The sequence below is a fragment of the Cylindrospermum stagnale PCC 7417 genome (assembly GCF_000317535.1).
In the GTDB taxonomy this organism is placed as follows: Bacteria; Cyanobacteriota; Cyanobacteriia; order Cyanobacteriales; family Nostocaceae; genus Cylindrospermum; species Cylindrospermum stagnale.
Genome location: NC_019757.1, coordinates 6,832,868 through 6,853,321 on the forward strand (window position 1 = coordinate 6,832,868; position 20,454 = coordinate 6,853,321).

At 41.8% G+C, this 20,454-nt stretch carries 16 protein-coding genes; 8 read left to right on the top strand and 8 right to left on the bottom strand.

What is annotated here, in order from left to right; translation table 11 throughout:
* Window positions 1-78: 78 nt before the first annotated feature.
* Window positions 79-294, bottom strand: coding sequence for a hypothetical protein (locus CYLST_RS29015; RefSeq protein WP_015211306.1), 216 nt, complete (start codon window positions 292-294; stop codon window positions 79-81).
* Window positions 295-498: 204 nt separating this feature from the next.
* Between CYLST_RS29015 and CYLST_RS29020 the strand changes: the two genes are divergently transcribed.
* The 7 genes from CYLST_RS29020 (at window position 499) to CYLST_RS29050 (ending at window position 8,445) form a co-directional block, all read left to right on the top strand.
* The gene (locus CYLST_RS29020; RefSeq protein ID WP_015211307.1) at window positions 499-1,563 is read left to right on the top strand and encodes a DMT family transporter; all 1,065 of its coding nucleotides are present in this window, start codon (window positions 499-501) and stop codon (window positions 1,561-1,563) included.
* A gap of 102 nt (window positions 1,564-1,665) precedes the next feature.
* On the top strand, window positions 1,666-2,841 hold the full coding sequence (locus CYLST_RS29025; RefSeq protein WP_015211308.1) for a peptidoglycan-binding protein: 1,176 nt from the start codon (window positions 1,666-1,668) through the stop codon (window positions 2,839-2,841).
* Between the two features lie 67 nt (window positions 2,842-2,908).
* Window positions 2,909-3,712: an FkbM family methyltransferase gene (locus CYLST_RS29030; protein ID WP_015211309.1), complete on the top strand. Its 804-nt coding sequence runs from the start codon at window positions 2,909-2,911 to the stop codon at window positions 3,710-3,712.
* 402 nt (window positions 3,713-4,114) lie between these two features.
* Complete coding sequence (locus tag CYLST_RS29035; RefSeq protein ID WP_015211310.1) at window positions 4,115-5,032, top strand: S66 peptidase family protein; 918 nt, start codon at window positions 4,115-4,117, stop codon at window positions 5,030-5,032.
* 44 nt (window positions 5,033-5,076) lie between these two features.
* Window positions 5,077-5,730, top strand: a complete 654-nt coding sequence (locus tag CYLST_RS29040; protein WP_015211311.1) for a glycosyltransferase family 2 protein — start codon at window positions 5,077-5,079, stop codon at window positions 5,728-5,730.
* Between the two features lie 178 nt (window positions 5,731-5,908).
* On the top strand, window positions 5,909-7,075 hold the full coding sequence (locus CYLST_RS29045) for a glycosyltransferase (RefSeq protein ID WP_015211312.1): 1,167 nt from the start codon (window positions 5,909-5,911) through the stop codon (window positions 7,073-7,075).
* Between the two features lie 59 nt (window positions 7,076-7,134).
* Window positions 7,135-8,445 carry an ABC transporter substrate-binding protein gene (locus CYLST_RS29050; RefSeq protein WP_015211313.1) on the top strand — a complete coding sequence of 437 codons (1,311 nt, stop codon included), beginning with the start codon at window positions 7,135-7,137 and terminating at the stop codon, window positions 8,443-8,445.
* A gap of 115 nt (window positions 8,446-8,560) precedes the next feature.
* On the opposite strand, the gene CYLST_RS29055 is transcribed toward CYLST_RS29050, so the two are convergent.
* Window positions 8,561-9,373 carry a carbon-nitrogen hydrolase family protein gene (locus CYLST_RS29055; RefSeq protein WP_041233996.1) on the bottom strand — a complete coding sequence of 271 codons (813 nt, stop codon included), beginning with the start codon at window positions 9,371-9,373 and terminating at the stop codon, window positions 8,561-8,563.
* Window positions 9,374-9,575: 202 nt separating this feature from the next.
* Between CYLST_RS29055 and CYLST_RS29060 the strand changes: the two genes are divergently transcribed.
* On the top strand, window positions 9,576-10,169 hold the full coding sequence (locus CYLST_RS29060; protein ID WP_015211315.1) for a MarC family protein: 594 nt from the start codon (window positions 9,576-9,578) through the stop codon (window positions 10,167-10,169).
* Window positions 10,170-10,469: 300 nt separating this feature from the next.
* Here CYLST_RS29060 and CYLST_RS29065 read toward each other — a convergent pair whose 3' ends face one another.
* From CYLST_RS29065 to CYLST_RS29090, 6 genes are all read right to left on the bottom strand, one after another.
* Window positions 10,470-13,403: a pentapeptide repeat-containing protein gene (locus CYLST_RS29065; RefSeq protein WP_015211316.1), complete on the bottom strand. Its 2,934-nt coding sequence runs from the start codon at window positions 13,401-13,403 to the stop codon at window positions 10,470-10,472.
* 326 nt (window positions 13,404-13,729) lie between these two features.
* Entirely contained in the window at window positions 13,730-16,585 is a 2,856-nt protein-coding gene (locus CYLST_RS29070; protein WP_015211317.1) for an NACHT domain-containing protein, read from the bottom strand.
* A gap of 256 nt (window positions 16,586-16,841) precedes the next feature.
* A complete protein-coding gene (locus CYLST_RS29075) occupies window positions 16,842-17,495 on the bottom strand; it encodes an HAD-IA family hydrolase (RefSeq protein ID WP_015211318.1) in 654 nt (217 codons plus the stop codon).
* A gap of 765 nt (window positions 17,496-18,260) precedes the next feature.
* Entirely contained in the window at window positions 18,261-19,454 is a 1,194-nt protein-coding gene (locus CYLST_RS29080; protein WP_015211319.1) for an NAD(P)/FAD-dependent oxidoreductase, read from the bottom strand.
* Window positions 19,455-19,494: 40 nt separating this feature from the next.
* Window positions 19,495-20,067 carry a GNAT family N-acetyltransferase gene (locus tag CYLST_RS29085; protein WP_015211320.1) on the bottom strand — a complete coding sequence of 191 codons (573 nt, stop codon included), beginning with the start codon at window positions 20,065-20,067 and terminating at the stop codon, window positions 19,495-19,497.
* The gene (locus CYLST_RS29090) at window positions 20,061-20,432 is read right to left on the bottom strand and encodes a hypothetical protein (RefSeq protein ID WP_015211321.1); all 372 of its coding nucleotides are present in this window, start codon (window positions 20,430-20,432) and stop codon (window positions 20,061-20,063) included. The genes CYLST_RS29085 and CYLST_RS29090 overlap by 7 nt, the downstream gene beginning before the upstream one ends.
* Window positions 20,433-20,454 lie beyond the last annotated feature (22 nt).

Consider the following 20,454-nt stretch of genomic DNA (forward strand, 5'->3'; position numbering starts at 1 on the left):
ACATTGTCGCTGATATTCAACGGTATAATCACTAAAGTTTCTGTAAATATATTGGGCACTTATGTAAAGTTTAGATCTTTAGTAGTTGAGCGATGGGATTTCTTGACTACCGTAGATGTAGGGAAAATGCGCTGTATATTCGCCAACTGTACCAATTTGTTTAAGTTTCCGCGCTTGGTAATCTAAGATTCGGGATTTACTTAAGTGGGTGGGAAAAAAGCAATGTACAGCGTATTGCAGGTTTATGAGGTACGGTAGCAGACCTAAATTTTTTGAGAGGGAGGATTTATTCATACAGGACAAAACCTGCAACTTTAGGGACTTCCAAGAAATAAATTATCCATCTTGTCGGCTGCACTGTTAGCCTAATGTAAGCTTTGGTACAACTGAGTATTAATTCCTTGTCTGCCAGACGCGACGCGAACACAAAAACACACAATTCGGTAAAATTGGGTAAAGCAATTTTTGCGCTTGTTAAACAAAGGCTTCAGCAAACCCATGCAACTGAAACTCAGTGCATCTGCATCTTCCTTCCCTCCCCTGTTGCTAATCGCCCCCTTTTTCTTCTGGGGTACAGCAATGGTGGCAATGAAAGGCGTTATTCCCCACACCACACCCCTATTTATGGCGGGAGTGCGATCGCTACCTGCGGGGGTGTTAATTCTCATAGCCGCAGTCGTTATGGGTAGACCCCAGCCTCAAGGTTGGGCTGCATGGCTGTGGATTAGCTTATTTGCCCTAGTAGATGGGACGCTATTTCAAGGCTTTTTAGCAGAAGGATTAGTCAGAACCAGCGCTGGCTTAGGTTCAGTGATGATTGACTCTCAACCATTGCTTGTGGCTTTGCTGTCCTTGTGGCTATTTCAAGAACATATCGGTTTATGGGGATGGTTGGGGTTAGGTTTAGGAGTCACAGGTATTAGTTTAATTGGCTTGCCTTCTCCCTGGATATTTAATCTTCTAGGTGCAGGCGCAGATATGACAATTGGCAATTGGCAAGATTTTTGGGCGCGTGGTGAGTGGTTGATGCTGCTGGCGGCATTGTCAATGGCAATAGGTACGGTGATGATTCGGTATGTGTGTAAGTACGCTGACCCCGTAAGCGCCACAGGATGGCATTTGTTTTTGGCTGGGTTGCCTTTGTGGGGAATTTCTTCAGTTGTTGAGTCCCAACAGTGGGAAAATCTTGTAGCATCTGAGTGGATAGCTTTAGGTTATGCCACAGTATTTGGGAGTGCGATCGCTTATGGGTTGTTTTTCTACTTTGCTAAAAGTGGTAATCTCACCGGCCTCAGTTCCCTCACCTTCCTCACACCCGTCTTTGCCTTAATATTTGGTAATATTTTCCTCTCAGAAGTTCTCAGCCCATTACAGTGGCTAGGTGTCTTTCTGACTTTAATCAGTATCTATCTGATCAATCAGCGCGACACCTTAGCAGGGAGAAATAATATAGTTGAAAAAAATACTGCACAGCAGCAACCAGTTTTAGAAGCATCTACCGCTCAAAACCTTAACCCTGTCACCCTACCATTAAGAGAATCGGAACCAGAATTTTTACCCTAAATAGATCACAGCCAAGGGGTGAAACGTAGGAGATGGGGAGACACTAATAACTAATAACTAATGACTAATAACTAATGACTAATGACTAATGACTAATGACTAATGACTAAAAAGCACGTTCAGGCTGAAACTTGGAATATGAGGCTATGGCCTTCCTCAATCTTGATATTCACCTGTTTTTCTGGCCTGGGTTTTTACCCAAGTTACGCCAGCACGGTTACGCCTAACCTAGCACCAAAAATTTTAGAACTTGCACAAGCCAGTTCTACAGTACCCCCCTCGTCAACCGATCTCAGTTCTGGTACACAAGGGCCAGATGTGCAAGTACTACAAACCCAATTAAAGGAGTTAGGTTACTACAAGGGTGTGGTAGATGGAGATTACGGCGAAAGTACCGGAATTGCTGTTGCTAAATTTCAGCAAGCAAAAGGCTTGATCGCAGACGGTATTGCTGGTAAAACGACTAGGGAAAGTCTGCAAGCAGCAATAACGGCAAAGAACTCAGTTGTCTCCACTCCTAAACCCACCCCTAAACCAATTACCCAGCCAAAACAAACTCGACGAGGTTTCATCTGGTGGTCACTATTAGGACTGGGACTTCTGGGAACTATTGGCGCAATTCTCTACCTAATCAGACGATTTACTAGGAGTCCACAAATCCAAGAGTCCCAAACCTTAGAGAGGGAAACGTTGAATGCAGCTAGTCAAGACCCTGTGACACCACCGTTACCAAAGTCGGAAGATAATGCTGAGGAAGTAACCTTTATACAAACAACAGCAAGACCTACAAAATTACTACCACCAGAAAAAACTTCCCGTCTGGCTAAACTCAATATCGTTGATGAATTGATTAAAGACTTACACAGTCCTGACCCAATCAAGCGGAGGAAGGCCATTTGGGATTTGGGACAGCAGGGAGACTCGCGGGCAATTAACCCACTGGTAGACCTGATGATTGATGCTGATTCCCAACAACACGGCTTAATTTTGGCAGCTTTGGCGGAAATTGGCATCCGCACCCTTAAACCGATGAACCGTGCCTTAGCAGTCTCAATGCAAGATGAAAGTCCAGATGTGCGGCAAAATGCCATTCGTGACTTAGCTCGCGTTTATGACATGATGGGGCAAATGAGTCAGATATTGCGCCATGCAGCGGAAGACACTGATCCTGAAGTGCAAGCAACAGCACGATATGCTTTGAATCATCTTAATCGAGTGCGTGGGTTGCCCAAACAAGAAGATCAACCGGAAGATACACCCCAAGAACCGCAACCATAAGCCTATATAATTTATGAGTATTTTGAAAAATGAGTATTTTGAAAATTAAGAGCAAATATTTTAAACGATGAATAGCAATTTAATCATAGATGTCGGTGTTCACACAGGTCAAGACACGGAGTTTTACTTAAAAAAAGGCTTTCGAGTTGTGGGCATTGAGGCTCATCCTGATATTTACGAATCTACGAAAAAGCGTCTAAATTCATACATAGAAAATGGTCAACTTACCCTCCTAAATGTTGCCATATCACCGAAAGACGAGCCAGTCACCTTTTACGCCAACTTGGACAGAACTTTTTGGGGTACGACTTCAGTAGATTGGGCACGTGAGGGTGAAAGCGCCTTTGGTACGCGTTCTGTTGAGATGATTGTAGAAGGGCGCACATTTGAACGGGTTTTGGAAGAGTTTGGTATTCCTTACTATCTCAAAGTAGATATTGAAGGTGCTGATTTATTGTGCATACAAGCATTACGGCAGTTTGAGATTAAACCACAGTTCATATCTATGGAATCGACAAAGGCTTCTTGGAGTGCGTTGCTTGAAGAACTGGCGCTGTTAAAAGAACTTGGTTATCAGAAATTCAAAGCCATCAACCAAGCGAAAGTAACTCAACAGGTTTGTCCCTCACCAGCAAGACAAGGCAACTATATCCCCCATCAGTTTGAATATGGTGCTACTGGACTCTTTGGAGAAGAAACACCAGGTATTTGGCTCTCGCAAAGTGAAGTAATCAAAGCCTACAAAGGCATTTTTTTAAATTACAAAATATTCGGGATCAAGGGGATTATTCACCGATTCCCTGTGGGGAAGATGCTCCTAGACGCGCTCAACATCAAAGAACCTTGGTATGATACCCATGCTAGTCTATAAACACAGTACTTTATCTTTACAGATAAAAAGTACTGTGGGAATTGAGTTAAACTCAACCTTATTTACGGTAGCAGCGAGATGTAGTGTAATAAGGCTGAAAAACTTCTAAGAATTTGCTCTGAATTGTTTTGTAAAAAGTCTCTATTACTTGAGGCTCATCGAGGTGAAAAGGGTATTTATTCCTGTCCTGCCGCTAAGTTTTTTTCTAGTGTTTCTGAATCTAAATGCAAAAATTCCTGTAAATGCTGTTTTAAGTTAAATGCATTTTGCCAATAGTCGCTTAAGAAAGCTGGAGCCGGATAATTAACCATGAATTTAGCTATTTTTATCAGTAGTTTGTATTCTAAACTGAATCAATCTTTTCTACTTAGTTTTTTTCAAAAACCTAAATTTTAATAATTGATGTTAACCCCAAGGGAAAATACCCAAACAAAAATTATTCCACCACCTTTAAAACCAGGTGACTTACTCCGGGTAATTGCCCCTAGTGGGGCCTTGCGAGAATTACAGACATTTACGCGCGGGGTGGAAATTTGGCGATCGCATGGTTATCGTGTAGAAATAACCCCTAACATAGATGACCGCTGGGGTTATTTAGCAGGAACAGACGAAAACCGCCGCCACCACCTAGCCTCAGCATGGCTTGATCCTGATTGCCGTGGTATCCTCTGTGCCAGAGGTGGTTTTGGCAGCACCCGCATTTTGGAAGATTGGCATTGGCAACAAAACTCAATCTCACCCAAGTGGCTAATCGGCTTTTCTGATATTACTGCCCTGTTGTGGAGCCTTTATACAGTAGGAATTTCTGGCGTTCATGCTCCCGTCCTTACCACCCTTGCAGATGAGCCTGAATGGTCAATCCAGCGATTATTTGATTTACTAGAAGGTCGTCCTCTAGCACCTTTGCAAGGTAGCGGTTGGGGTGGCGGTGTGGCTACAGGGATTTTGTTACCTGGTAATCTCACAGTAGCAACTCATCTTTTGAGTACACCAATCCAACCCCATCTTGACGGTGTAATTTTAGCCTTTGAGGATGTCACAGAAGCGCCCTATCGCATCGACAGAATGCTGACACAGTGGCGTTTAAGTGGTGCTTTGTCTAAAGTCTGCGGTATTGCCTTGGGGGGCTTTACTAAATGTGAGGCGCCGCCAAATGTACCTAGCTTTACTGTAGAGGAAGTTTTGCGCGATCGCTTGGGAGATTTGGGGATTCCCATTGTCTCTGACTTGCCTTTTGGTCACAATAGCCCAAATGCAGCCTTACCCGTGGGTGAAGAGGTAAATTTAGATGCAGATGATGGCATACTGAATTGGTTGTGATCAGCTTTTGCCAGTAGTAACACTTAATTTTAATGACAATACATATGAGTCCGATAAAATTTGACCCAATTCCGGAAATATCAGTTGTTATCTGTACTTACAACAGGTCTACATATTTAGATGTTGGCATTAATAGTGTGATTAATCAAACGTTTAAAGATTGGGAACTGATCATAGCTGATGATGGTAGCGAAGACAACACCTTTGAAATTGTCAATCGTTATGTGCAAAAATTTCCAAATATCCGATATCTAAAACATCAAAATAAGAAACAAGCCTACGCTAAAAATGCTGGTATTCAGGCAAGTTTTGGCAAATATATTACACTTCTCGATAGTGATGATGCTTACAAACCTAATCATCTAGAATCGCGACTTGAATATATGAAAAATCATCCGGAACTTGATTTAATTGAAGGTGGATTTGCCAGTGAAGAAGAGATTTTTGTGGCAGATTATTTTCAACCAGGTAAAACAATTAATTTGCGAGAATGTGTTTTAGGCCCTACATTTTTTGGCAAGAGAAAAGTATTTTTTGAGTTGGGGGGATTTGAAAATATCCACTACGGAGAAGATACAGACTTTTGGCAACGAGCAGTGAAAATATTCAAAACACAAAAAGTCCCCGAACTACAAACATATCTTTATACAAGAGCGGAAAATAGTGTTACCAAAAGTGTTTTGGAACTGCAAGCATAAAATTTTGGGTTAGAAGTTGCTGCTTCACCTCCCTTATTTAAAGCCCGGCTGTTTCATTTTTTCAAAGCCCCACAAAAACAGTTTAGTCCGCATAGTCAGACTTAGTGGAAAGTACTGCACTAGGGGTATCTGGCTCATTGTCTATCTTGCTTTAGAGACTAAAATACTACCTATAACTATGCATATTTGTCATATAGTTCTGAATAACCTTGGTGGAGCGCCAAAAGTAGCAGATTCGCTAATTTCTTCCCAAGTCAAAGCTGGTTATAAAATCTCTACTGTGGTTCTTACTATTTTAGATCCACGATGGGAGATATCTTTTAAAGCAGCCCAAACAGTCATTGTGATGAAAATTGCAGGCTCTTTATATTATATTGGCGGAGCAATACATCAAATATGGGTAGCGATACAATTAAGTAGGATCATCGCTGAACAGAAACCGGATATTATTGTTTGTCATAGTGTATTTATCACTAAACTCTTTTATATATCTCAATTCATCCCTGGAAGTTTGTCTGTTCCTTACATTAGTTATATTCACAGTGATTATATCTCTGAATCACAGGTTAAACCTAAAACAAATCCCATCAGCGCATTAATCCAGAACATATCTATAAGTCTTACTAGCCAGATTGATCTGCGTGCGCTTCAGCAAGCTAGTGGATTAGTATTTGTTTGCAAGACTCTTTATGAAAGATTCTCAAATTTTGGTTTAAATCAGAAGCGAATACTGATATCTTACAATCCAGCCATAGATGATATAAGTAACCAACCTCTTCATCCTACAGCCGATTCTTGGTTAAATAATTCTCAGTTAATTACCTTTGTATGTGCTGCTAGATTCCACCGTCAAAAAGATCATAAAACTTTACTCAAGGCATTTGCTAAAGTTAGTAAAAATCACTTAAATATCCGGCTTATTTTGCTAGGAGACGGTGATTTAGAAACAGAGATGCAAGCTTTAGCAAATTCTTTAGCCATTGGCGATATTGTTCTCTTTGCTGGATCTGTCCCCAATCCTAGAGCTTACTTCTCACTGTCTAGAGCAGTTATACTTACCTCTCATTTTGAAGGACTTGGTATGGTTCTGGTAGAAGCTGTAGCTAGTGGAGTAACATTTATTGCCACTGATTGTCCAGTTGGCCCCCGTGAAATTTCTGAAGTACTGAAATGTGGAACAATAGTACCACCAAGTGATGTGGATGCATTAGCAGCAGCTATTATTGACCATGTAAAAACTCCTCAAGAGAGGATTGATCGCTCTGAGCAAATTGCACAATTATTTAGTGAAACTAGCTGCGCTAACAGATTAGAAAGTATGAGCAAGCAAATTCTTTTTCAATGAGTATGATTAGTGATGAATAATGTGCCATGTAACCTAATATTTAGATCTAAATAATTTGTATGAATATTAAATTTATATTTTCCAAAGTTAGAGATTTTTGGCATGTTTCTTGGCAGCTTTCGCTTCTAAGAATTATTCTCAGTTTGTGTCTGATATTTTTATCTAGTTGTCAGGGCATAAAACAAAATGAAGATGGGGTAATTCATCTGACACTATGGCAAGCTATTAATCCCCCTGCAAATCGAGATGTTTTTCAAAAGCTAGTAGATAAATTTAATCAAACTCATCCTGATATTCAGGTGGAATCTATCTTTGAGAGTGAACCTCAATTACCAAAAATATTAACATCAGTGGTTGCCAATGTGCCGCCAGACCTCCTATCATTTCACCCTGAATTTACAGGTCAATTTGCGGAATTAGGGGCAATTCGACCTTTAGAAGATTGGTTAGACAAATTGCCAGTGAAGTCAGATATCAGACCTAATCTACTGGGAGAAATGCAGTTAGGCGGTCATATCTGGTCAGTGCCAATGAACACCAGTAATTTTGGTATTTTCTACCGCCCTAAGCTTTTTGAAGCTGCGGGAATCACAGAGATACCCAAGACTTGGGAAGAATTGCGACAAGTTGCCAAAAAATTGACTATAGACCGAAATGGCGATCGCAGACCTGAACAGTATGGAATATTGCTACCTTTAGGAAAAGGAGGATGGACTGTGGTTAGTTGGTTCCCTTTCTTATTTGGTGCTGGAGGGGAGGTTGTCACCAATAATCGACCGAATTTAACGAATCAAGGTGCGATCGCAGCTTTACAATTTTGGCAAGACCTGATAAATGATGGTTCAGCAATGCTTTCTCCCCCAGAACGGGGTTATGAAGAGGACGCTTTTCTTCAGGGACGCGTTGCTATGCAGATCACAGGCCCTTGGACGTTGATAGCGAAGTCTCAAGTTGATCATCAAGTCTTCCCCATACCCGCAGGTGTGAAGCCGGCTACAGTCACAGGTACTGGAAATTTCTTTGTGATGAAAACCACACCAGCAAGAGAGCAAGCTGCACTCAAATTTTTAGAGTATGTATTGAGTGAAGAATTCCAAACAGAATGGAGTATTGAGACGGGTTTTTTGCCTGTCACCCTCAAATCTGCTCAAAGCGAAGCTTATCAGCAATTCATCAACAAAAAGCCCATTTTAAAAGTATTTTTTGAGCAATTGTCTGTGGCATATCCTCAACCTATCATTGCTGGATATAGCCGTTTATCTGATAGTCTTGGTCGAGCAATTGAATCTACATTACTAGGTAAATCTTCCGCCGAAAAAGCCCTAAAAGAAGCTCAGGAGCGTTTAGATTTGATTTGGGATAGCAAGTAAAAATTAGATTGACAGTATTTATCGGGTAGATAATACCCACCCTAAAATCGGTTTAAAAAAATGTCATTCTGAGCGTTTGCGGAGCGTTCAGAATGACAGGTGATTATCCAAGTTTCTAAAACACTCGATGTTGTAAGGATGGCATTTGACGACGGACTTGTTCGAGTCTGGTGGGCTTGATTTCTGCGATCGCAATTCCGGGTTGTTCACCAGCATCAGCTAAAACGGTGCCCCAAGGGTCAATAATCACGGCGTGACCGTGGGTTTGACGACGGGCGTAGTGGGTGCCGGTTTGAGCCGGAGCAATCACATAGCAAGTATTTTCAATGGCTCTAGCTTGTAGTAATACTTGCCAGTGGTCTTTGCCAGTTAGGGCAGTAAAAGCCGCAGGAACAAATATGACATCGGCTCCCTTATCTGACAAATGTCGATATAGTTCGGGAAAGCGGACATCATAGCAAACTGAAAGTCCGATGTTACCGAGTTTTTCTGAGAAATAGACGGGGGGCAGTTGGGTCCCAGCCATGACAGTGCTAGATTCTCGATAGGTGTTGCCGTCGGGGACGTTAACATCAAAGAGGTGTGCTTTGTGGTAGCGGGCGAGTTCTTGACCATTGGGGTCGATGAGTAAAGCAGTGTTGTAGACTTTGCCCGTGCTGTCTACGGGGACTGGAAAGCCGCCGCCCAGGATGGTAATTTGGTAGCGTTGCGCCATTGTTTTGAGAAATTTTTCTGATTCAAAAGCGATCGCATCTCCTTGGCTTAGTTTGTCTTTTTCTTCTCCCATAAAGGAAAAATTTTCTGGCAAACCCACCAATTCAGCACCTTGACGCACTGCCAGATCAATTAATTCTTCTGCCTGTGCCAAGTTTTTCTGTAAATCGGGCACGGTGGTCATTTGAATAGCGGCGGCTAAATAAGACTTCATAGATTCAAATAAGAACAGTGGATTTATACAGTACAGATTTTTAAATATATCGTTACTTGAAGCCTCATGGAGCCGCATAAGAATCGCGGATGTTTGGCTTTTCGGGAAAATGCTGACTATTCCCATCCATTCTCCTTGGTTATAGGAAAGGGCAAGGGTTTGTGGTAAAGTTGTGGGCAAACCATGATAAGCGCTGTCTGCTGTGGATACCTCTGTATTTGTCCAAAGTTTTATTGCGGTGTTTGTTTTGGCAGATGCTGTGGGCAATATACCGATAATTTTGGTTTTAACTAAAGGTATGACGCCAGAAGAAAGAAACCACGTTATAGATAAAGCTGTCGTGATTGCGATCGCTATCTTGTTACTATTTGCCTTTACTGGGCAAGTAATTTTGAATTATTTGGAAATCAGTATGGGGTCTTTGCGGGTAGCTGGGGGCTTGTTGTTGCTATTAATCGCTTTGCAAATGCTCCGGGGTGAATTAAATACGCCGATTATAGAAGAAGGACGGGATGTAGCAATTACACCTCTAGCTTTGCCGTTGCTGGCGGGGCCGGGTACACTGACGACGGTAATGTTGTTAATGACAAAGTCGGAGAGTCCCTATCTTGATGTGGTACCGGGTATTGTCGCGGCGATGTTTGTCAGTTGGTTAATTATGCGACTATCTAACCGCATTGATTTTTGGATTGGTGCGGAGGGTGGGGTGATTATCACTCAGCTTTTGGGTTTTCTGTTGGCGGCGCTGGCGGTGGAAATTGGCAGTACTGGCATTCGGGAGTTGTTTTTGAGGTAGAGTAACGAACCGCAGAGGCGCAGAGGACACAGAGGAGGAGGGGGCGCTTTTTCTGTTGGGGTGGGAGGAGGAACGAACCGCCAAGACGCCAAGGACGCCAAGGAAGAGGGGGAGAGGGCTTTTTTGTTGGGTTTATGAAATTATCGCGGTTTGCAGTTGAGTCGAATACAGACCTAACCCCCAACCCCTTCCCGACGCGGGAAGGGGAGAAAACCTCAAAGCCTCTCTCCTCCTAGGAGAGAGGTTTGGAGAGAGGTCAAAGCGTACTGCATCCAAACGAGAACTGCTCAAGCTAATTGTTTAATTCAGTCCCAATTGTTGTTTTAGGGCTTCTGGGACATTAATAGCTGTGTCTAGCCCTTGCACATTTTCCCAGTTTGTCTTTTCATCCCAGCGGATATCGCCCGAAAATTCATCGCTGAGGTTTGCGCCGCTGAGGTTTGCGCGGCTGAGGTCTGCGCCGCTGAGGTTTGCACGGCTGAGGTCTGCTTTCCTGAGGACTGTGCGGCTGAGGTCTGCGCCCCTGAGGTCTGCGCCCCTGAGGCCTGCGTTCCTGAGGACTGCGCCGCTGAGGTCTGCGCCGCTGAGGTCTGCGCCGCTGAGGTCTGTGCCCCTGAGGTTTGCGCCGCTGAGGTCTGCGCCGCTGAGGACTGCACCACTGAGGTTTGTGCCCCTGAGGTATGCGCCGCTGAGGTATGCGCCGCTGAGGTTTGTGCCCCTGAGGTCTGCGAGGCTGAGGACTGCGCCCCTGAGGTTTGCGCCGCTGAGGTCTGCGCCGCTGAGGAATTGTCCAACTACACTATTAAAAGTTGCAATTTGAAAGCAATCACTGTAGTTGATGATGCGAAGCAGTTGGGTTGTCCTAAAATATTCTTCTGCTTTACCTGATGGATAAAAAACAATTTCTTGTTTAAGATCATCTCGCTCTTGAGCATATCGATGCAACTCCAAAAGCAAAATCATCACATTTAACCCAGCATAAATATCAACCTGACGCTGACCTAGCTTACTTCCTTGCTCTCGTAGTAACCGCATCTTTTTCTGGGGAAAGTTTTCTGGTGGTGCATCAATAAATTCCCCATCACACCAACGAATATAAAAATCTTCAAGGCGTTGGAATAACTGCACTGGTCGAAATTCATTACTCCTAACTAGCAATCCCATCAGATATTTCACAATTTCTTGTGTTAATCCACCATAGCCGAGTAAATCGTAAATTTCCCAATGCAGCTTTTGCTCATCAATATTGAAGTTTTTACCGCGCTTACCTGGTTCTGTCCAATCTTCTAAACTTTGTTTCAGCCTTTCCGCAAAGAGAAATTCCCGAAAACTCTTATGAAAAAATTCAACTCCCCCACTACCATCAGATTTAATATAAAAAGCACTCAATGCAGTTTTGAGCGCTTCTTCACCAAGTTGTTTTTCGGCTGCTTCAATTAATTGTTTAACTTCATCATCTTGCTGCAAGCGTGCTTTCACAATCTGCATAGAAGCACTTTCCCCCTCTAACTGTGTAATACAAACCGCTGCTTCTGCTAACAGTCTCCTTAAAGCTTCTGGTTTTTGTTTAGTCAGTTCGTCATTTAACTCAGGGTGGCGAGAATCGGAGCGCTGTATTTTCAGTACCCAATTTAGCGCTTGTTCATAAACTAAAATCTTGGCTTCTGTACCACTTGCTTGCTCAAACTTGCTAATATCTAATTCGTCATCTCGATGCATTGCCACTAACATATATAGTAATAGTGGCTCTTTTGCTAACTCTTTTAAAGCTTCTGGGCAATGTTTTTTATCTTGCAAAAACTGTTGAAATGCTATAGCTTTATCTGCGTCAGAATGCCTTCGCCAGTTATTAAACCATTGACTTTGCAAGTCTATATCCATTTCCGCAATTTCCACCCGTTCCAAATTTGGCGGTAGGCGGTCAATTCCGTGCAAAGCCATTTCTCGACCTGTAATTATAACTCGATGCCCCATAGATTTATTCTCTTGGCAATCGTGTTGAAATCTTCCTACTTGCCTAATAAATCTTTCTACAGTTTGGTTGTTACTGCGCTCAATTCTTAACTCATCAAAACCATCTAAAATAAACAAAAATCTTGTTTGCGGGTCAATTAGCCAGTTATCTCTCAATGCAAAATCAAACTTTAACCTTGAGCGCAAAGTTTCTTCTAAACTCGGCTGAAATTCTTCAATATCTCGCAGACGAATTAAAATCGGTGTCCACCTACGATATATATCCCGGCGCACCAAATCTGCAAACATCCGACAAAAAATACTTTTACCCCTGCCTGGCCCGCCTTGAATAAATATTACTTGGCTTTGGTTTTTGGGGTCTTTGTCAAAAAGAAGATTTTTAACCCAAGTTTCTAAATCAAATGTTTCAGATTGATTATCAATCTTGCCATTAGCGTTTACTCCTCTCGCTTTAGGCTTAACATAAATATCTCTATAGGAAAAAGTTTCATTAAATACTGTTTCCTGGGGTTTAGGCTCAATTTCGGTTTCTAGGTAAACTCTGATGCTGTCGTATTTCTTGAGTACTTCTATGCCACCATTGCTATATAATTCGGCTAATAACTTGACAGAATCACGAGATGCTGATAAAGCGTTAAAAAAATAGATTTCGGTATTTCGGGCAACTAATTCAGTAAAATCCTCAGCTTCATTTACAGACAGTCCTGATAGTTGCAACCTGGCTGATAATACCTGATTGTATTGTTTCACTAATTGGGAATCAGGAAAAGATGCGATCGCACTTTTTGCCGATTCAGAATCCAACTCAAAATCCTCTAATGCTTGCAGTGCCTTAGTTAGCGTTGCATCACCCTTAGGTTGACTCTGCCAACTAGCTAATAATTGCTGGTGTTGAGCTAAAATCTCGGCAAAGCTTTCTAGATATGCCGCTTGACTAATGATAGCTACGCAGTCTACTAGACAAGGATCTTGCTTAGTCCTTTTGCGGTAAACTTTGAAAAGTGCGATCGCTACTGGCACGAACTGCAACCCTGAACCAATCAGTTGCACTCCTGGACTACACAAAATTCCTAAAAGTGAGCCGGAATTTTCTACCAAAGGTTTTAACCATTCCAGGCTTTTACCCTGTTCTTGCAAAGTTTTCGCTATTTCCACAACTGCACTAGTAGACTCAGCCGCTGTTCCCACAGTCTCCGCTGAGATTAACTCCCTGATATCAGTGTTAAAAAGCTGCCAAATTTGCGATAAGCGCGTTCTCATCCGCTTAGACTCGTAGTATTGCTAGTAACCTAGAGCCTAGCGTAAAATTTATAACTTGTGGACAGAGAAAAATAATTACTCCCTTCCCAGCAAAAGATTTCTTAATTCTCTTCCTTTTCTTCCTTGGTGTCCTTTGCGGTAAGCGCTACGCGTCTACGTTAAAGAAATTAACTAATCTAACCCTGGGATGGAAGTAATAAAAAAACCCCCTCCTCGCTTGCGGGGAGGGGAGACAAAGCACAGAGGAAAGCGGGGTGGGGTTCTTCAGCAATATGTAATTTACCAGACATGATATTAGGGCGAGATTCTTGGGTATTTTTGTGAGTTTAATTCAACCCCAACTGTTGTTTTAAAGCTGCTGGCACATTCTTAGCTATGTCTAACCCGTCCACATTTTCCCATTTTGTATCTTCATTCCAGCGAATATCCTTACCAAAGGAATCACTAAAGTTAGCACCGCTGAAATTAGCACCACTGAGGTTAGCGCCCATAAAATTAACATCACTGAGAAATGCACCACTCAGGTCTGCGTCACTCAAGTCTGCATAACTGAGGTCTGCACCGCTGAGGTCTGCACGGATGAGATTTGTTTGGCTGAGGTCTGCATCTACAAGGGTTGCACCTCTGATATCAGCATTAATCAGGTATGCACTACTGAGGTCTGCACGAATGAGATTTGTATGGCTGAGGTCTGCACGGCTGAGGTCTGCATGGCTGAGATTTACATAGCTGAGGTCTGTATGTACCAGGTTTACACCTCTGAGATTTGCACCACTCAAGAATTGCCCAACCATACTATTAAAAGTCTTACCCGGCAAACAATAACTGTAGTGAATAACTTCAAGCAATTGGTTTATCAAACCTTCTTCTGGCTGACCCGATGGATAGAAAAGTATGTGTTCTTTAAGCACATCATGCTCTTGACCATAGCGCTGTAACTCCATCAGCAAAATCATTACATTCAGTCCCACATAAATATCAACCTGACGTTGACCTAGTTTGTGAATGCCGTACTTTTGCAACTGTCGCAGCTTTGTTTGGGCTAAAGTCTCCTTAGCATCATCAATAAATTTACCTTGACACCATTCACTGTAAAAATTATCTAAGTGCTTAAATAAGCGTACCCAAAGTAAATCTTTAACTTCTACTAGCAACCCAATCACATATTCGACAATCGCTGATGTGAGTCCACCAAAACCCAGCAAATCGTAAATCTGCCAATTCATCTGTTTAATTTCGTCTTCAGAAGTCAATTCTGACCAAGATTGCATATTTTGTTTTAGGCGTTCTGCAAACAGAAATTCACTAAAACTTTTATGGAAAAACTCAACTCTGCCCTCTTGTTGATGTGCCGGACGAATGTAAAAAGCTGCTAAAGTTGTTTTCAGCGATTCATCACCCAAGTTATATTTAGCTTTTTCAATTTCTTCTAAACGGGCTTCTAACATTGACATAGAAGCAAATTCACCGCCCGACTGCACAACACATACAGCCGCTTCTGTGAGAATGCGCTTTAAATCTTCAGGTAGCTGTTTAGTAATTTGATTATTTAAATTAGTGCCATCTGCCTCAGAGCGCTGTTTTGTTAGCACCCAGTTCACAGCTTCTTGATAAATTAAAACTTTGGCTGTTCTGGCGTTAGCTTCTTTTAATTTATCAATTCCTAATTTTTCATCTCGATACATTGCCGCTAATAAGTAAAGTAATAGCGGTTCCTGAGCTAATTTTTGCACAGATGCTGGACATCTTTTATTTTGCAAAAATTTTTGCAAGTCTGTAGGTTTACCCTGGTTATCTGGTAATGCTGACCATTTTTTTAACCATTTTTCTTGCAGTTGCCCATCCATTTCGCTAATTTCCACCCGCTCTAAGTTGCGGGGTAATTCTGAGATATTTTGTAAAGCCATCGACCTACCAGTAATTAAGACTCGATGACCCATTGACTGGTAAATTTGACAATCTTGTTGGAAATTCGCCACCTGTTTGATAAATGCTTCTAAATTGAGGTCTTTTCTTGCCTCAATATGTAACTCATCAAAGCCATCTAGAATAAATAAAAATCTGGTATTTTTATTCGTCAGCCAGTTATCATCGCTTTGGATAAAACTGACTTTCAGTTCTGCTTTTAAGATATCTTCTAGCCGGAGTTCAAAAAAGTCAATATCCCTTAAACGAATTAAAATTGGTGTCCATAGGGGATGTAAATGTTGCCGTACCCAATCAGCAAATATCCGACAAAAGACACTTTTACCCCTTCCTGGCGCTCCTTGGATAAACATCACCTGTTCTAGATTGTCTGGTTTTAGGAGATTCCTCTTAGCCCATGTGTCTAAATCTAAGGCATCAGCATTTTTATCTATTGAGCCATTTTTATCTATAGGTTGAGATTTTAAAGGTATATAAACTTCTTTAATTAAAAAGTTTTCATCAAGTAGTTTATCTAAAGGTCTAGTGGCAATATGTGCTTGCAAATATTCATTAATGCTTTGGAAGTTTTGCTGCTCTTGTTGCCAGTAACCGAAAGAAGGTTGAATTACATTCTTAATGGCTTCACCTGACTCTATCCAAGCTTTAATTAAGTAGCGATGAGTATTCCAAGCAATTCTTTCTGTTAATAGATGAGCTTGATATTTTGTAGTTTTGACTGTTGTCAACCTTGCCATTAATACTTGATTGAAAGCTTTGGCTAATTCTGATTCATGGAAACAGGCAATTGTATTTGTGGCAAGTTGATAATCTAATTCAAAATCTTTAAGTTTTTGCAGTTTTTTTCTGACTATTTCATTATTATTAGGTTCGCCATCCCAATCAACAGATGGGTATAAAGATAAAATTTCTTTAGCACTTTCTAGATATGCTGTTTGACTAACTATAAATACACAGTCTTCTAGAGAAGGGTCTTGCTGAGTTAATTCACGATAAAACTTCAGCAAGGCAATACCAATTGACGCAAAAGGCAGTCCCGCATCCACTACCTGAACTACTGGTAAACACAACACATCTAATAGTGAAGATGAATGTTGCAGCACAGATTGTAATATTTCTAAACTGGGGCTTTGTTCTTTAAGGGTTTTTGCTGCTTCTAAAACTGCCTTTCCAGTATCCAGAGTGGTATTTAGACGCTCTTCTATTGAGAAGGATTGCTGAAACTGCTGCCAAATTTGCGATAAGCGTTTTTTCATTGGCTAGGACTCGTTAAATTACTGATAATTTAGAGCCTATCGTAAAATTTGTGACTTATGAAACGTGGAAATTATGGAATCTGCGAAAAAATTTCGCTTTTAAATACTTGTGATTGCGTATCCCTTACGGGAGCCTTCGGACATAGGGAACGTGGCAATCTCAAACCCCAGAAAGTAGGGTTTTCGGTGCGTTACGGCAGCCGTAACACACCTTACTACACGATCTTTTAATTATTTGTGCCTACCTACTTACGCTTCACGACTGCTTCTCGCGGTTAATCCAAATACCTCTGAGTCCAGCTGCTTTAGCGCCGTGATAGTCTTCTGTTATGCTGTCGCCAATGTGCCATGCTTCATCTGGGGAACAGTTATGCTTTTGCAAAGCCACAGCAAAAATTTGGGGGTCGGGTTTAGCTGCACGCACCTGGGTGGATATGGTGATGGAGTCAAAATAATCTCTCAGTCCCAAGCTTTGTAATACCGAGTAAAGCCGGGAATCGAAATTAGACAACACTCCGAGTTCAACTCCCAACCGACGCCAGTTTACCAAAGCCAGCAGCACATCGGGATAGACAAACCACGGTTCAGCAGTGCCAAAGTGGATATAGAGTTCGCTAAAAAAACCTGAAAAGTCGGAAAATTGCTTGAGAACACCTGCGCTTTCAAAGGTGTTTAGGGCGACAATTCGCCACCAATCAAACTCCCGTTGGGCAATATCTTGCACATCGGTATCGAGAAACCTCGGTGGTGGTGCGGCTTTAAAGCTTTGGCGAAAGCTTTGATTTAATGTTTCAGCGGAAACTGTAACACCAAATTGCTGGGCTATATCACTATAAACTTTGCCTACGCCACCTTTGACGTCGATGATTGTGCCAACAGCATCTAAAAAAATTACTTTCGGTCGTTCCATAATACCAAGTGCCGAGTGGTAGAGCCAGTGCGGGTTAGGAGTTTTCCCCGTTGAAGCAACTGATGTTACTGTTCAAAGCGGATTTGCACTTATAGCGATTCTCGGTCGGATGAAATACAGTCGAGGGCGGGGAAACCCCTACAGACTTTGCGATTTAAAACTGTACCTCACTGATCTGAAAACCGCTATATGTTTTCCATTTTAAAATTGCAAAACTAACAAAGCCGCCAATTATATTCATCATCATGTCATAAATTGTATCGCTATAGTAAATTGCAAATATCCGATCTTTTATGATGCTAAAGCGAGAGCGCCAAAAAGAAGGAAAAGAACTCGTTTAAATTATCCAGTACCAAACTATCCCAATTATTAAAATCAGATTTTGCCGCCAGGTTAAAATTTTCTATGAATCTCTAAATAGATGGCAAAGAAATCCCAAAATCAGTTTGATTTCAGAAGTTTGAATATTTTTATCATTGTCAATTTGGGTATACACCATGTTCCAATGTCGTTCAAATAAGATCTCTCCGCCTGTGGCGACCCCCTTAGAAAGGGGGTTGAAGAGGATTTAAGACAATAAGGTATAAGGTTCAGTTAAGAAAAATGTAGTAGGGCTAGAACGAAGTTAAACCCAACTTTCGTCGCGGAAATGTTGGGTTTTGTTACTCAAACGCCACTTACTGGTTGGGGGGGAGCTTCTAGGTTTAAACATCACAAAGTCAACTGAATTACCATTAGCCTTACATACAGTTGTCTGGTGAATTTCTACTTTGAAAGGGTTTCGATTATTGGGCGAACTAGCCAGTTAAAACCAACTTTTAGTTTATGGTCTAATGTGGGCAATCGATAGAGATAAGCTAGCCGACGGGCGACGTATGCTAAAGGCCCGTCTAGTTTGATGCCTAAACTTGTGAGGGTGGCGTTATCTGTTCCTAAGGTCATCATCTCGCCTAATTGTTGGTAGCGGAAGGGAAGTAAGGGGCGATTGGTTAAGGAGGCCCAAATGTTCCAAGCGGCATAATCGGCTTGTTGAAATGCTACTTGGGCGGTGGCGGGGACTTGCTGACCTTCGGCATCACGAGAGTCGGCTAAATCTCCTAGGGCAAAAATGTCTGGATGGTCGAGGACTTGGAGGGTGGGGGTAGTGCTGATTTGACCGCGTTGGTTTTGTTTGAGGGGTAGGGTTTTGATGACTGGTGCAACTCGCGTTCCTACTGTCCAAATTACCAAGTCTACGGGAATTGTATCTACCTGATTTTTGTAATCTAGGGAAATGGTATCTTGGGCAATTGATAGGACTTTGGTTTCTAAGTCAATAAATACGCCTTTTGCGTCTAAAGCTTTTTTGGCGGCTTCGCGGTTGAATTCTGGGGAAGTTCGCAAAATTTGGTCGCCGATTTCAATGAGTCGGAAGCGTCCCTTTTCGCCGATTCTGTCTGCTAGTTTACAGGCTAGTTCTACACCGCTGTAACCTGCGCCTACAATGGCTACGCGAATTTTCTCTGGTGCGGATTCTTCTAAGACTCGCAGGCGTTCTTCTAGGCGATAGGCATCTGTGATTGTGCGGAAGGAGTAAGCGTAGTCGGCTGCACCGGGTACTAAGTCTAGGGGTGTTTCTCCGCCTAATGTCAAGACTAAGCGATCGCAAATAATTTTCGTGCCATCCTGTAACTGTACCCGTCGCTGGTCGATATCAATTTCCGAGACGATTCCTTGATGAAAGCGGACACCTGTGCCTTCTAGTAGTTCTTCAAAGGGTGGGGCTATTTCCCAGGTTTGCAGTTCACCAGTGAGTAATTCGTAGAGTAAGGGAGAGAATAAAAAGCGATCGCTTTGATCTACTAAAATAATTTCGGGTTTTGGCGTAGCTTCCCAAGGTAACTGGCTTAAGCGTAGGGCAGTGTAGAGACCGCCAAAGCCTCCACCCAGTATACAAATTCTCGCAGGTTGTTGAGTCATGGTTTCTAAGGGAAGGTAAATCCCAACAGGGCAACTAACTTCAGTGTAATGATTTCTTGCGTTCTATTGCCATCAGCCAGCAATCCTGATACTTCCCTTCATGCAGTTCATGGGAGGGTAACAGCTTCACTTTCACAAAACCACATTTCTCATAGCAGCGGATGGCGCGGAGATTCTTCACATCTGGGTCAATCACAATTTTAACAGATGAAAGTTCGGTAAAAATATAGTTGATCACTGCTGTAAGTACTTTTGTCCCAATACCTTGATTCCAATAGTTAGTTTCACCGATAAATAAGTCAATTCCATAAACAGCATCGGTTGACTCTAGACGATACATTTGTCTATGGTTTTCTGGTAAATCATTAAGAGAATAATATTGCAAATAACCAAGGGCAAGATTTTGATAATAGAAAAGGCAAGGAACTACTTTTTCCTCTCCTCGGACTCTAGGTTGATATGTTTCGATGATTTTTTCTAAAAAATAAGGGTAATCTCGTCCGCCATAAAATTTCAAAACTTTTTCGTCGGTGCGCCATTTCTCCATTAATTGATAATCATCTATATCGTCTTCCATAAGACGGATAGTAATTTCATTTTGGATAATCAGCATTTCTCTTCATCTGCTCTAAATTCAGCAATAATTTCGATTTTACCAATAATGTTGGCATTAAATTCGGCTAATTCTTCAGTGGGTATCCAATACTCTTGATGTTGCGAACTGCCGACAGTTTGCACGGTATATTGGTCTAAAAAATCTTTTTTTACTCGAAATTTTGTCACGTAATCAACATAGCTAGAAGCTTGATCTTTAGTGTTCCAATCTCTGGCAATCTGTACGGCATAGGCTTCATTGAGTACAGGATAGAAAATTGGTTGGTAAGCCAGTCTTGGAGGAAAAGCTGTATAGCTGCTAGCTACGATTAAATCAAGTTCTTTTTGACCAATTGGACGAAAAAGAATTGTAGTATTGTTCATTCTGCTGATAAAATAAAAGGCA